Annotated in this window: 18 protein-coding genes; all 18 read left to right on the top strand. The window is 27.4% G+C overall.

What is annotated here, in order from left to right; all coding sequences use genetic code 11:
* Window positions 1–179: 179 nt before the first annotated feature.
* The gene (locus tag ACTG44_RS21220) at window positions 180–1,316 is read left to right on the top strand and encodes a Fic family protein (RefSeq protein ID WP_479921753.1); all 1,137 of its coding nucleotides are present in this window, start codon (window positions 180–182) and stop codon (window positions 1,314–1,316) included.
* A gap of 321 nt (window positions 1,317–1,637) precedes the next feature.
* Window positions 1,638–3,158: a catalase gene (locus tag ACTG44_RS21215; protein WP_479921752.1), complete on the top strand. Its 1,521-nt coding sequence runs from the start codon at window positions 1,638–1,640 to the stop codon at window positions 3,156–3,158.
* A gap of 373 nt (window positions 3,159–3,531) precedes the next feature.
* Window positions 3,532–4,107 carry a hypothetical protein gene (locus tag ACTG44_RS21210; protein ID WP_227846715.1) on the top strand — a complete coding sequence of 192 codons (576 nt, stop codon included), beginning with the start codon at window positions 3,532–3,534 and terminating at the stop codon, window positions 4,105–4,107.
* 10 nt (window positions 4,108–4,117) lie between these two features.
* Window positions 4,118–4,306, top strand: coding sequence for a hypothetical protein (locus ACTG44_RS21205; protein ID WP_227846714.1), 189 nt, complete (start codon window positions 4,118–4,120; stop codon window positions 4,304–4,306).
* 252 nt (window positions 4,307–4,558) lie between these two features.
* The gene (locus ACTG44_RS21200) at window positions 4,559–5,236 is read left to right on the top strand and encodes a BRO-N domain-containing protein (RefSeq protein WP_479921751.1); all 678 of its coding nucleotides are present in this window, start codon (window positions 4,559–4,561) and stop codon (window positions 5,234–5,236) included.
* Window positions 5,237–5,250: 14 nt separating this feature from the next.
* Entirely contained in the window at window positions 5,251–5,793 is a 543-nt protein-coding gene (locus tag ACTG44_RS21195; protein ID WP_479921750.1) for a hypothetical protein, read from the top strand.
* A gap of 3 nt (window positions 5,794–5,796) precedes the next feature.
* Window positions 5,797–6,441, top strand: coding sequence for a tyrosine-type recombinase/integrase (locus tag ACTG44_RS21190; protein WP_479921749.1), 645 nt, complete (start codon window positions 5,797–5,799; stop codon window positions 6,439–6,441).
* Between the two features lie 204 nt (window positions 6,442–6,645).
* On the top strand, window positions 6,646–7,101 hold the full coding sequence (locus ACTG44_RS21185) for a helix-turn-helix domain-containing protein (protein ID WP_021382780.1): 456 nt from the start codon (window positions 6,646–6,648) through the stop codon (window positions 7,099–7,101).
* A gap of 223 nt (window positions 7,102–7,324) precedes the next feature.
* Window positions 7,325–7,882 (top strand): recombinase family protein, encoded by a 558-nt coding sequence (locus ACTG44_RS21180; protein WP_479921748.1) that lies wholly within the window; start codon window positions 7,325–7,327, stop codon window positions 7,880–7,882.
* Window positions 7,883–8,184: 302 nt separating this feature from the next.
* Window positions 8,185–9,924, top strand: a complete 1,740-nt coding sequence (locus tag ACTG44_RS21175) for a hypothetical protein (protein WP_479921747.1) — start codon at window positions 8,185–8,187, stop codon at window positions 9,922–9,924.
* Between the two features lie 22 nt (window positions 9,925–9,946).
* A complete protein-coding gene (locus tag ACTG44_RS21170) occupies window positions 9,947–11,224 on the top strand; it encodes a phage portal protein (protein WP_479921746.1) in 1,278 nt (425 codons plus the stop codon).
* A complete protein-coding gene (locus ACTG44_RS21165; RefSeq protein ID WP_479921745.1) occupies window positions 11,202–11,957 on the top strand; it encodes a minor capsid protein in 756 nt (251 codons plus the stop codon). Before ACTG44_RS21170 ends, ACTG44_RS21165 begins: the two co-directional genes overlap by 23 nt.
* A 58-nt stretch (window positions 11,958–12,015) precedes the next feature.
* Entirely contained in the window at window positions 12,016–12,618 is a 603-nt protein-coding gene (locus tag ACTG44_RS21160) for a DUF4355 domain-containing protein (protein WP_479921744.1), read from the top strand.
* 24 nt (window positions 12,619–12,642) lie between these two features.
* Window positions 12,643–13,566: a hypothetical protein gene (locus ACTG44_RS21155; RefSeq protein WP_479921743.1), complete on the top strand. Its 924-nt coding sequence runs from the start codon at window positions 12,643–12,645 to the stop codon at window positions 13,564–13,566.
* 106 nt (window positions 13,567–13,672) lie between these two features.
* On the top strand, window positions 13,673–13,855 hold the full coding sequence (locus tag ACTG44_RS21150; protein ID WP_479921742.1) for a Rho termination factor N-terminal domain-containing protein: 183 nt from the start codon (window positions 13,673–13,675) through the stop codon (window positions 13,853–13,855).
* Window positions 13,848–14,219: a phage head-tail connector protein gene (locus ACTG44_RS21145; RefSeq protein WP_231301565.1), complete on the top strand. Its 372-nt coding sequence runs from the start codon at window positions 13,848–13,850 to the stop codon at window positions 14,217–14,219. The genes ACTG44_RS21150 and ACTG44_RS21145 overlap by 8 nt, the downstream gene beginning before the upstream one ends.
* An 11-nt stretch (window positions 14,220–14,230) precedes the next feature.
* Entirely contained in the window at window positions 14,231–14,578 is a 348-nt protein-coding gene (locus ACTG44_RS21140) for a hypothetical protein (RefSeq protein WP_021382798.1), read from the top strand.
* The gene (locus tag ACTG44_RS21135) at window positions 14,578–14,934 is read left to right on the top strand and encodes an HK97 gp10 family phage protein (RefSeq protein ID WP_169470315.1); all 357 of its coding nucleotides are present in this window, start codon (window positions 14,578–14,580) and stop codon (window positions 14,932–14,934) included. Before ACTG44_RS21140 ends, ACTG44_RS21135 begins: the two co-directional genes overlap by 1 nt.
* Window positions 14,935–14,941: the final 7 nt, after the last annotated feature.

Here is a 14,941-nt window from a genome sequence, read left to right as displayed (position 1 = left end):
ATGGGTTATTATAAGTTAAGCTTTAATATATAGTTGAAATTAAATATATAAATGTTATAAATTTTCATAAAGAAATTTAAAGACTATCTACCTAAAAAATGTAATAAAATAAACAATCAAAAATAGTGTAAAAAACAATACTTTTTGTTAATATTAATAGATAAAGATAAACTAAGGTGGTGATTAAACTGACAATAGAAGAATACAAAAATAAATACTCTACTGGAGATAAAATTATACTTTCCTTAAAGAGTTTTGATAATAAAGAACTATACTATCATGAAACTTATAACATATTAAATTCAATAGATGAAATAGATAGATTAACATCAAGTAAGATATTTAAAATAATAGAAGATAAAAATGATTTAGCCTTAGAGTCTTATTATTCTAGTGTAATAGAAGGTGCCTTTTCAACTAGAAAGATTGCAAAATCTATAATTAGAGGAAAGATGAAACCAAGTAATAAAAGTGAGTATATGATTTACAATAATCATAGAGCCTTAGAATATGGATTAGATAATTTAGATAAGTTATATAGTCACAAATTTATATATAATTTACATCATATATTAGGTGAAAACTGCTTAGATTCAGAAGAATATGAATACAGAACTGAAAAAGTATATGTATGTGATTCAAAAGGTGAGATTATACATACAGGACTTGATCCTTTGAAAATACATGACTTTATGGATGAATTAATAGATTTTATGGAAAATAGCAAAGTTAGTGATTTAATTAAAAGTGCTATAATTCATTTCTATTTTGTATATGTCCATCCTTTTAGTGATGGTAATGGAAGAACATCAAGAGCCTTATCTTATCTATATTTAATTGATAAAGGATATGATACTTTCAAGGAGTTTTCAATATCATATATGATATCTAAAAACAGAACTAAGTATTATAAGGCTATACTAGATGTGGAGAATAAGGGATATAATTTAACTGTATTTATAGAGTTCATGCTAAAGTCAATAATACAGTCTATAAATGAAATGAGAGACATGCATGATAGAAAGTCTTTAGAGAGTGTATTAAAAGAAGAGTTGTTTGAAAATGATATTACTCTATCAGCAACAGAAGAACATATATTAAAATATATTTGTAGTAAAGATAACTACTCTATGACATTGGAAAATTATATTAAAAAGAATAAAAGTAGATACTTAAAGGCTGGAATAAAGGAAATAGAATTAGTTGACCAGTTGATGGAAGTGTTTAATAATCTTGAAGAGATAGAACTTTTATCAAGAGAAAACGATGTATATAAAGTTAATGATAAGTACTTAAAAATGCTTGATATAAATTAAAAATTTATCATAAAATATTTTAATAAAGAAATGAATCCTTATAATAGAGGATTCATTTTTTTATGCTATTTATAACAGATGTAAAAGTAAAACATGTTCTTAAAAAGTTCTAAAAAACTTTGATTTATATAGATATTTTGTAAAAAATGATAAAAATACAAATGAATTTGTGAATTAAAAATTTAAATTGACAATTATAATTAAATGGAATATTATGGGATTATAGAAGAAATAGTAATCATTATTAATATTGATATTGCTGATAAGTATTTAAATCTCAACAATATATAATATAAATATATTTATATTTTAAACAAGGAGATGAATTACATGAAAAATAAAAATGTTTTGACAACGAGTTATGGAATTCCTGTAAGTGAGGATAATGCATCTATCACTACATCAAAAAAAGAAGGATATACTATGTTACAAGATATTCATCTTGTAGAAAAATTGGCTCACTTTAATCGTGAAAGAATACCAGAAAGGGTTGTTCATGCAAAAGGAGCAGGTGCAGGAGGATATTTTGAAGTTACAAATGATTTATCTAAATATACTAGAGCAGATTTTCTATCTGAAGTTGGGAAAAAAACAGAAGTATTTGCAAGATTCTCAACTGTGGGTGGTGAAAGAGGTTCAGCCGACGCAGAACGTGATCCAAGAGGATTTGCAGTTAAATTTTATACAGAAGAAGGAAACTATGATATAGTTGGTAACAATACACCAGTATTTTTTATACGCGATGCAATTAAATTTCCAGATTTCGTACATACACAAAAAAGAAATCCTCAAACAAATTTACCAGATCCTAATATGTTTTGGGACTTTTTATCATTAACTCCAGAGTCAATACATCAGGTCAGTATATTATTTTCTGATAGAGGGACTCCACAGGACTATAGACATATGGATGGTCATTCTAGTCATACATATATGTGGTACAACAATGATGGAGAATATGTTTGGGTGAAATATCACTTTAAAACAAGACAAGGTTGGAAGACATTTACATCTCAAGAGGCAGAAGAAGTAAAAGGAAAAGATACAAACCATGCAACTAAAGATTTATTTGATTCAATAGAAAATGGTGATTTCCCAATTTGGGATTTATATGTTCAGATAATGTCACCAGAACAAGCAAAAGAATATAAATTTGACCCATTTGATGTTACTAAAGTTTGGTATCACTCAGATTTTCCATTAATACCAGTTGGAACAATGACATTAAATAGAAATCCAGAAAATTACTTTGCAGAAGTTGAACAGGCTGCTTTTGCACCAAGTGCGTTAGTTCCAGGAATAGGGGTTTCTCCAGATAAATTATTACAAGGAAGAATTTTTGCATATGAAGATGCTCATAGATATAGATTAGGTGCTAATCACCATCAAATAGAAGTTAATTCTCCAAAGAATTCTAAAGCAAATACTAATCAACGTGATGGAGCTATGAATATAGATGGGAATGGTGGAAGTTCACCTAATTATTATCCAAACACTGTAAATGGTGCGCCTAAACCAGATATTTCATTTGCACCTCCTCAAATAGAAGTTCAAGCTATACTTGATAGACATGCTAGGCCTTCAGAAGATGTAGATTTTATACAAGCAGGAGAATTGTATTCAAGAGTTTTAAGTGAAGAACAGAAATCTAATCTTATAAATAATATATCTAATCATTTGGGTAATGCTAGAGAAAATCTTCAATATCGCCAAACAGCTCTTTTCTATAAAACTAATGAAGAATATGGAACAAAGATAGCTGAAAAATTAGGATTAGATGTAAAAAAAGTTAAAGAGCTTGCAAATATGAGTCAAAATGAAAGAGTAAATGAAACATTGTAAAAGGATATAATTTATGTTAAAGTTCATAATACAATCTATAAATTTATGGAATATAAAAATAAAAAAAATATATACAATATAATAATAAGCCCTCTATGGATTGCTCTTAATTGAGTTTTCTTAGAGGGTTTTGTTATTTTTCATTCTTAAAATAAAAAAAGATTTTTATTTTGTCCAAAATCCCTTTTATTATGCGTTGTATATATAAATAGACTTATAAGGAGGGACAAATTATATGATATTAAATAAAAATATTATGAAATAAGACAAGGTTTGATTATGAAGTTATATAAAAAGATTATTTTTAATATAACTAACAGGTTATATGGCAGTGTTTGTAGAATAAATATTTAAGTAAAGGTGGTAAAATATTATGTTAAAGAAAAAAATAATAAGTTTTTTAATGGCAGGAATTTTTGTTTTGTCTAGTGGATATAATTTGGTTTATGCATCTACTTTTGAAGAAAATGAATACAAACAAGAACTTGTTGACGAAAACGAATTTACTATTATTGATAGTAATGAAAATGAAATGATTGTAGATAAAAAAGGTAATAACACTTATGTTTCAACAAAAGTTACACCTGGTAGTTGGAAAAATGTTAAATATATAGGTCAAAAATCACGTAAACTAAGTTCTCCTTATACAAGAGAAAGAATTATCCAAACTATTCAATGGGGATTAGGTTATCTTTCTGGAGGGTCATCTTTTTTATTAGGTTTAGCTGAGAGTATTTATAGAGAAAAAGTATATGATATTACTAAATATGGAGGCGTATATACAAAAACATACTATAGAAGACAAATAACTGACATTAGAAATAGTCATGCTAATGTTCCTGTTCCATACAGATATGAATATGTTACATATTTTTATAGCTCATCTAACTTTAAAAAAGTTGTGTATACTGAAAGAGTAGGAGATGGTATAAAACTAGCAAATAACTAGGAGGGAATATATGAATAATAAGAAAAAGGCATTCTTAATTTCTGGCTCTATAAATGTAATTTTATTAATCATTGTTTTTGCATTGTTTAGTTATAATATTATAGAAAATAGTACAAGAAATATGATAATAACTGTGATTCTAATTTTTATTTTTGAAATTATAAAAATAAAGATACTAGAGAAATATTATAATCTATAAATAAGAAATATCTTTCCTAAGAGCATATTGTAAAGTATGCTCTTAATTTAGTTATATAGATTTAAATGTAAATAATGTCTTTTTTGTAGACGATTTATGTACGATTTATGACCGATTTGTGTACAATTTATGTCTTTTAATCATGATAATATTGTATTATGAAAAAATATATTTAATAAAAAATGGCTTGGGATTTATATTCTAGGTCTTTTTTTATACACAAATTCAATCATTAGACTAGGAGGGCGTAGTATGTTGAAAGTTTTGCAAGAGAAAAATATAAGGATGATATGGTCAAAGGATGGTAGTGAGGTTTGGTTTAATGCAAATGATGTAGGAGAAGAATTAGGCATAGTAAATATTCGTGATACGTTAAGAAATATAGATAGAGAATATAAAAAGAAATTTAATGAGTCTACTGTCGGAGATTCCGACACTAGAAATTTTAAAAGTAAATTGCCAAACTTTGGTACCATATTCATTACAGAAGAAGCAGTATATAATATGTCATTTAGAAGTAATAAACCAGAAGCAAAACTATTTACAAAGTGGGTATCTAAAGTACTTAAACAAATTAGAATACATGGTTATTATATTGCTACAGAAAAAGACCAAGAATGGATAAATATAAGAACAGAATGCAAAAAAATAAGAAGAGATTTCACAGATGAAATTCAAGAGTTTGTTTATTATGCTATTAGTCAAGGCGGTAGTAAGCCTCAAACGTATTATAAACATTTCACTGAACTTGTAAGAAAAAAACTAGGAATACCAAAAGATGTAAAAAGAGATGAATTAAATCAAAGTGAATTGTTTGATATACAAGCACTGGAAAGAGTTATATCTATGAAGTTGCCTAAGTTAATAGATAAAGATATGAACTATAAAGAGATATATAGGAAAATTAAAGAATTAATAGATATAATTTAATGCTATCTAAATAGATGGTATTTTTTTATGCAATAAAACAAGTATTTTTAAAAGAGGTGTTTGAAATTAAACGAGATATAACAGAGGAAATTTTAAGTGCTTCATATATACCAGATAATCTAAAGTATTATGACAATGTAATGAGAGAAACTCCAGGTATGTATGGAAGGGAATGTTCTTTAGATTTTATAAAGAAAAAACAAGAAAAACTCCTGAAACTAAAAAAGAAGGTTAAAAGTAACTATCGTTCTAAGATTGATAAGTTAGATTTGTATTTAAAAGTTTTAGAAGAAAGTATAATTGATGAATCTGATCATGTTGAATTAGTTACGTTTAAGTTATATTTACAGTTAGAAAATGTAGTGAAAGTAACTAGAACTGTAAATGACTTAGGATTTAGAATAAAGACCAGTACTTATTCTAAAGAGAGAAGATACACTACAAATGATATAACCTCTATAATTACAGATTCTTTTGCTAATGTAGATGAAGATTTAAAAATGTTAGTTCAAGAGAGACAAAGAAAAAATTACTATGGGAATAAGGAGTGTTTTTAATGAATGGAAGCACATAAAGGACAAAAAGTTAATCCTATAAAAGATATTGAAGATGTCTTTAGACTTTTAAATTTTTTAGAGGAGTGGAATGAAAGAAATTACTTGTTAGCTCTATTTGGAATGTGTACTGGACTTAGAATAGGGGATATATTAGCACTTAAAGTTGCAGATGTAACAGATGTAAAATTAGATAAAAAAGGGAAGAAGATAAGAGTATCTAAGGATTGGATTAGAGTTATAGAAGAAAAAAGGGATTATGATAGAGAAGTTTTCTTATCTGATGTAATAAAGAGTGCTATAGAAAACTATACTCAAGATAAACCTGGAGAGGAGTTCTTATTTAAAAGTGGTAAGAGAAAGAAGTTTAATAGACCTATTCAAACAAGGCAAGCAGGAAGAATAATAAAAGGATCAGCAAAAAAGGTAGGAATAAAAGAAAATGTTGCAACACACTCTTTAAGAAAGACATTTGCAAGACATATTTATGATGAAGAAGAAAATAAGACTTATGCTTTAGAACTTATAAGAAAAATATTAGGTCATAAGACTATAGAAATGACAAGGAAATATATTGGAATAGATAAAGAAGAAGAAGTTAAAGCGATAACTAAATTTACTAATAAATTGAAGAAGAGGAAAAGAGTTTAGAAATATCCTATATTATATCTAATATTTATGATGTTACGTTTTTCAACAATAGGACATTATATAAATTTAAATAGCCTTAATGATAGAATTTGCAAAGAACAGGATAGTTTTATTAATAAGTCTGAAAAACACTATTAAAGGACATTTATACGAGGAATTTAAGATAATGTATAAACATAAAAAATGAAGCAAAGGAGTGATTGTTTGAATGACAAAGATGTTGAAATAGTTAATGATAGCTATAAGAGGTTAAGAGAATTATCAGAAGATGAGTCTAATGCAGTATATCTATTGATTTCAGGGCTGACAGTAACAGAGGTTGCTAAAGCAATTGGTGTTACTAGGCAAACTATTTATAACTGGATGAACAGAGAGCATATTAGGAAAGAAATTGACAGACGTAAACAAGAGCTAACAAACCAAGGAAACTTATTGATATTAAAGGATTTAGAAACTTATATCAATAACATCAAGGAATTAGCTAGTGATAAGAGTGATAAGAGGGTTATGCTAGCAGCTAATCAGTATCTTATAAATCGTATCTATGGTACTCCTACAAATACAATTATACAAGCAGAAGATGATAGTGGTGGTATGGGTATGGATACAACAGAAATAGAAGCAGCCATAGCTAAGATAAGAATAAGAACAAAAAAGTAATACTTAATACTCATTAATTTTAATTAAAAAAACTACCATTTTATAGATATTTGATGTAAAAATAAAGCATGGTACAAATTTACATTATAAACTATCTACTTTGGTGTAAAAATAAAATTAAAATCTTAATTAATTTACAAAAAGAACGATAAGTCTTTGACTCTAATTTTACATTTATGCTATAATATTATTTATAGAGTAAACATAGGTGGAGGGGTCAAAGATGGTAGTAGGTTATATGAGAGTTTCAACAGCAGAACAAAATGAAGATAGACAATTAGTTACAATGAAAAAGCATAATGTAGAAAAAATATATCAGGAGAAAATAAGTGCCAAAGATACTAAAAGAGCACAACTAAATGCAATGTTAGATTTTGTAAGAGAAGGAGATACAATAATTGTACATGATTTTAGTAGACTTGCTAGAAGTACTAAAGACCTATTAGAAATAGTTGAGCTCTTAGAAAAGAAACATGTAAAGTTAATTAGTGATAAAGAAAATTTAGATACAAGTACACCTACAGGAAAACTTATGCTTACAATGCTTGGTGCAATATATGAATTTGAGAGAACAAACATGCTAGAAAGACAAAGAGAAGGTATCGCTATAGCTAAAGAACAGGGTAAATACAAAGGACGTAAAGAAGTTAAGATAGAGAACTTTGGTAGTTATTATGATAGATATAAAACTAGAGAACTTAATAAGACTCAATTGGCTAAAAAATTGGGAGTAAGTAGACCAACATTAGATAGATTAATAAAGAGCCATGAGAGTAACTAAGAAGAGCAATATATATGCTAAGTTAATTTTAGTGGGGCAAATTCATAGAATTATGCCCTTTAATTATGTCTGAAATAATTATAAATAACTGTTTTTAAGTATAGGGGGTATCCTTCTATTTCAAAAAAAGTATTTTTTATAGAAAATAAGTTCTGGAAATTTTCTAGCAAAATTTAAAAACCAGAGATACATCTTGAAGAAGGTGATTTTATTATAGAAAAAATTATATTGTTCATTTTATTAATTATATTATTAACTGAACCTAAAAAGAAAATAGAAGAGATAAAAGGATGTAAATACCAGTGGATAATTTAGAAAGAAATATACAACTTATATTTAGTTATCTAGCAAAGACTTTTATAAGAAATGGAGCAGCAATAAAAGATGCTGAAAATGAAGCAAATGTACTTATAAAGTCTAATGCAAATAATCTTTTTGGTGTTAATGGTCTTGCCTATCAACTTGGGAAAATAAATTTAGAATTTTTCTGTATGTACTTTATGCAAGATACCTATCTGCCAAAGGAAGATAATGCTGCCGCACCTATAGCTAAAGTTCATCATGAGTTATGGGAAGATATACAAGAATCTATAATTGGAGATGGATCACAACAATTAGGAAGAATTTATCCAAGAGGTACAGGTAAAAGTGCATTTGGAGATTTGGCAACAACTGTATGGTCACACTGTTATAAACATAAAATGTACACATTAATTTGTTCAGATATAGGTTCTACAGCAGAAAAATTTGTAAAAGATATAAAGAATGCTTTACTTGAAAATGAGTATATCAAAAAATCATTTGGAGTACTTTTAAATGACAATGATAGAAAATACATTTGTAATAGTACTCAATTAGAATTAACTAATAAAACCTTTATTGAAGCAATATCATCTTCATCACCAATGAGAGGAAGAAAATACAATAATAATCGTCCTGATCTTATCATACTTGATGACTATCAGTCAGAGGAAAATGTTAGAACAGAAGATGCTAGAGAAAAAAAGTTTAAAAGATTTTCTGATGACGTAAAATATGCTGCTCAAAAACCAGTAATCAGAAATGGTAAAACTATAAAAAGAGGAACTACATTTATAGCACTGGGTACTTTACAACACAAAGAATGTTTCTATAGTAGGCTAAAGAATTTGCCAACATGGAAGTTTAAATGCGAAAAAGGAGTTTTAGTTGATAATGTAGATGAATTATTTAACTCTGGATTATGGCTAAAATTTAAAGAACTATTATTTGATTTTAAAAATACAAATCATCTTGAAGATGCTAAAGAGTTTTACTGGGATAATGAAAAAGAAATGAAATTTCCTATATTGTGGCCAAGTTTTTGGGATTGTTTAGATATGGCTTTAAGTTATTATGAAAACCCAACCTCTTTTAAACAGGAAGTACAAAATGATGTAAATTCAATAGGTGAAAAATGGTTTAAAACAGTAAGAACTGAATCTAGGGAATGTATTGAAACACATAACTTCAAAAAGACAATGCTATTATGTGATCCAGCATCTGCTGGTGGGTCTAAACATGACTATAGTGCTTTTCTTGTTGGGAGTGAGTCAGATAATGGTTTACTACATGGGAGACTAGCAGAACTAGCTAAAATAAATGCTAGAACTGATTTTGATAAATATATAGACCATATGATTTATTTATTAAAAGTGTATCCAGATATAACACATGTTTATATAGAAAAAAATACATTTAATGGTGCAGATGCTAATCAATTAGAACTTAAAATAAAAAATGATGATATTCTTTACTACAGAGATATAGAAATCATTAATGAGCACCAAAAGAAAAATAAAGATGATAAAATCTCTACTTTAATACCTGTTTTAAATAAAGGTCAAATGATTTTTGCAGAAGAAGATAAGGCATTTATACAGCAAATCCTTGATTTTACAGGACAAAAGTACTCTCTACATGATGATGCACCAGATATATCAGCAGAATTTATAAATAGGATTTTTAATATTAAAGTAAATGAAAGTATTACACTATTAGATAGAAGAAATTTAGGTCTTTGATTGTATGGAGGTGATGCATTAAGTGGAAATAGATTTAAGTTTATTAAGAGAAATATATGAGGACTGGAGTTTAAAAAAGCAAGAATACAACACTATGCATAAGTATTATAAAGGTGAAACAGATGCTATTAGTAACTATAAAATGGTTACCAAGAGATCTAATAATAAGATAAACACTAATTTCTTAAAAAAGTTTATTAATGAAGAAGTCGCTTATTCTCTTGCAAATAAAATTACCTATACAAGCAGATTGGGTGATGAGAAGATTATAAATGATTTAGAATACTATACTTGCCATTGGAGTAAAAAGCATGATTCAGATTTATTGAGATATACACTATTATTTGGATTTTGTTATGAACTTTACTATGTAAAAAACAATGAAATGAAAGTAAGAATAATAAAACCAACAGATGGCTGTCATTATGAAAATGAAGATGGAGAGATTATCTATTTTTTTAGAGAATTTAAAAAAGATTTTAAAGATGATATTTATATAGATGTATATGATAAAGAATACATATATCATTTTGATTCAAATTTCAAAGAAGTTGAAAGCCCTACAGTAAATAATATATTTGATGGCAATGTGCCAATATCAATTTGCAAAAGAAGTGAAGAACTAGGAAAAAATACAATATTTAATGATATAAAAGGGTTACAAGATGCTTATGAAACTAATTTAAGTGATATAAGTAATGAAATTAGTGATTTTAGAAATGCTTATTTAACCTTCTCTGGATGTAATATTAAAGAAGAAGATTTGCCAAGGATGAAAGAACTTGGAATACTCCAAGTTAATGGAGACGGTAAAATAGAGTGGCTTATTAAAGATATGAATGATACATTTGTTCAAAATACATTATCTTCAATAAAAGAAAATATGTATGAAATTACATCTCATATAAATCATAATGAGAAAATGCAAAGTAATACATCAAGCCTAGCAGTTATAGCAAGATTAATCAGTACAGAATGGATTTGTAGTCAAAATAATGATAGTATTGCAGATACCTTATCTAATAGACATAAACTATTATGTATTTGGCTTAATAAGAAATATGGTTTTAGATATGACTACAAAGATATTAAAGCCAAATTTACACCTAAAATACCACGTGATGATTTAGTTGTAGCAAATATAGTAAGTCAACTTGGAGAAAAATTATCTACTGAGACAGGGCTATCCCAATTAAGTTTTATTGATAATCCTCATGCTGAAATGGAAAAAGCAAAAAAAGAACAGGAAATAGTTTCAGAAGGAGAGATTTTATTAGATGAATCAAAAGATTATAACTAAATTGACTGAAGATATATATAAATCTGCTGAAAATAGGACAAAACCATTTTATAAGTATCAAAGAGAAAACAGAGATAAACTTCTACTAGAAATAGCAAAGATATTGCTAACACATGATATTATCAATGAATATTTAAATATTAATAATAAAGATAAGAAAAATCTAAGGTCAAAACTTAATAAAATTATAAATGAGTATTCTAACAACTATGATGAAGAAGTCAAGGATATAGAAACTATTTTATCTGATTCATCTAAGAATAAATATTCAAATTTGATAATTTTATTGGGAGTAATACTGAAGATAGAAGATATGAACAATAAAGTTATAAATAAGATAGTGAATAATAAGGTTGATGGAAAACATTGGAGTGACAGGCTTTGGAAGAATAAAAAAGGTATAGAAGAGTCATTAAAAAAAGAAATAAAGAATTTTTTAAATGGAAAAACTTCTGTAAATAAAATAGAGAAAATAATAAGAGATAAATATTCAACTGGAGCAAGTCAAACAAGAAGGTTAGTAGAATCTGAAGTATCTAGATGCCAAAATGAAGTGAATGAGTACTTCTTTAAAACCCAAGGCATTATAAAAGTAATGTACTGCGCTGATTTAGATTCTAGAACATGTAATGATTGTAGTATGTATAATGGCCTAACCTTTTATGTAAATGAATCAAGACCTTCATTACCACAACATTGTTATTGTAGATGTGAATATATACCTATTCTTTAGCACATATTGATTTGATATGTGTATTTGTTATGTTTAAATTTATAAAAAGGAGAAAATTATGAAGAAAAAAGAAATGATAGAACTACTGCAAAATATAGAAGAGGAATCAGAAATAGATTCATTATTGGAAAATGTAGATTTATTTAAATTAAAAGATAAAAAAGAACTTACATTAGATGATTTTAAGGCTTTGATTTTAAATGATACTAATTTTAAATCTTTTATGGATAGCGAAAAAAATAAATATCATCGTGAAGCACTTGAAAACTTTAAGAAAAAAGATATGCAAACACTTATAAATGCTGAAGTTCTAAAAAGAACTTCTACAAATGAAACAGAGGAACAAAAGGCTATAAGGGAACTAAATGAAAAATTGGATAGATTAGAAAAAGAAAAAAGACATACAGAAATGATTTCTAAATATAAGAATATTTTAGTTGAAAAGAAAATACCTACAAACTTAATTGAATATCTACTATCTGATGATGATGAAAAAACAAATGCAAATATAGATATCTTTGAAAATTCAATGAAAAAATATATTCAATCTAGAGTAGATGAAAGGATTAAAGATGGTTCATATACGCCACCTGGGAAAGAAGGCGATAATGAACTATCAGAAGTTAGAAAGCAGATAAAACAAGGTTTAAATAGTTTCTAAAAAAAGAGGAGGAGGATTTTATAAATGGCTAATGTATTACAATATGTAACGCTTTTTCAACAAGAATTAGATTCACAAATAGTGGTAGGTTCAACTACTGGATGGATGGAAAGAAACTCTGGTCAAGTTATATATGATGGAGGTAGAGAAGTAAAGATTCCTAAGGTATCTATGGATGGTTTAGGAGATTATGATAGATCTAAAGGATATGCTCCAGGAGCAATAACACTTGAGTATGAAACTAGAAGAATGGAAATGGATAGAAGTAGAGAGTTTATGCTTGATTCAATGGATGTAAATGAAACAAACTTTGTTGTAAATGCCTCTTCTGTAATGGGATTATTTCAAAAGCAACATGTTATACCAGAAATAGATGCATATAGATACTCAAAGATATTTTCAGAAGTTTCTAAGGTTGATGAGCGTGTAAAATATTCTTATGAAGCATCTGCTGCAACAGTCTTAAGTGAATTAAAATATCAAATAGCATCAATTCAAGATTCAACTGGTGATATACCTCTTATTATTAGTATGTCTAGTGTAGTGGCAAGTATCTTAGAACAGTCTACTCAACTTGATGATATTGAATTTGGTGATGGAGATATAAAAAGAATTGTAAAATCTATAGATAATGTACCTATAATAAAAGTTCCATCAAAAAGAATGAAAACAGAATATATATTCATGGATGGGAAAACATCTGGTCAGACAGCAGGAGGTTTTAAGGAAGGGCCAAAAGCACTAGATATAAACTGGTTAATAACTCCATCATCTGCTCCAATTGCAATATCTAAGACAGATAAACCAAGAATATTCGCTCCAGATCAAAATCAATCAGCTGATGCCTATAAAATAGATTATAGAAAGTATCATGATTTATGGCTATTAGATGAACCAATAAAACTTTGTAGAGCATGTGTAAAACAAGCAAAGGCTACTCAAGAGTAGAGGTGAAATAAATGTTTGTATTAAAAAAAGATAATGTTATTAGACTTGCTAATAATGAATATGAAAGTAATAATCTAGTATCAAAGGGATTATATATTTAGAAGAAGTGACTAAAGAGAATGTTGACAAAAAAGAGGAAAAAATCGAAAAAGCTAAATCAATCTCTAATGATTTGTTTAATCTATCTAAACCAGAACTTATGGAAATTGCTAAAGGTAAGAATATAAAGGGATATTCAACTAAAACTAAAGAAGAATTAATCCAATTACTCGATGAGTACAATGCTTGATAATATTAGGTTGGTTTTAGGAATAGAAAATGATAGATATAATAAATTAATAATCCTTTATATAAATAAAATAAGTGAAATGGTTTTAGAATATTGCTCTAGACAGGAATTAAGTATAGCACTAGAAGGGTTTGTGGAAGAAAAAGTAATATCAATATTATCTTCAAGATTTGAGGAACTTAAGAAAAACAGTGGACTTGATAATCTAGAAAAAAACTTAAAAGCTATAACTAGAGGTGATACAAAAATAGAATATAATACTTTAACATTGCAAACTGCTGAAAATAGTATGAGTTCATCATCTTTTTTAACTGATGCTGATAAAAAATTTCTAAGCCCATTTTGTATTGTTAATATGTACTAAGGGGTGATTAAGTGACAGAGGCAGATATATTAGAAATGACCTATCTTGATAAAATGACTATTATCAGAAAGTCAAAAGGTTGGAATCAAGAAACATGTTCTAATGATTTTAGTAATATTATTATAGCTGAAGATATCCCATGTGCAATTTCAAGAAAAGAAGAAGCTATTGTAAATGGTGATATTGGAGCTATAGTCATAAATAGAAAGTTATTTTGCAGACCAGAAGTGGATATAAAAACAGGCGACACTATAAATGCAACTTATAGTCATGGAGAAGAAGCTATATTTAAGGTTTCTAAGGCAAATATATATCCAAGCCATATGGAAATACCTATTACAGAAGCGGAGAGAATATAATGGGAATAGATAATTTAGGAGTTTTTGAAGCATTAGCCTTAGATTTAAAGTTAAATGCATCAAATTTCAATAGAAAAATCAAGAAGTTTACAAAAGAAACTGGGCAAGAACTAGCAGAAAATATAAGAGATGAAACACCTGTGAGAACTGAAAAATTAAAAAATGGATGGGAAGAAAATCAGCCTGAATATGATACTTATATTGTTGAAGATAAGGTTGAATATGCTACTTTAGTAAATGATGGCCATTCAACTAAAAATGGTGGCATTGTCCCTGGTTCTTTTATGGTTGAAAAGGGAATTGAAAAAACAAAAGAAAATATGACAAGCGCAAAAGCAAATTTATTTGATTGGTAGGTGATTG

The sequence above is a fragment of the Clostridioides sp. LIBA-2809 genome (genome assembly GCF_056688965.1).
This window is presented reverse-complemented; position numbering and strand designations above follow the sequence as displayed.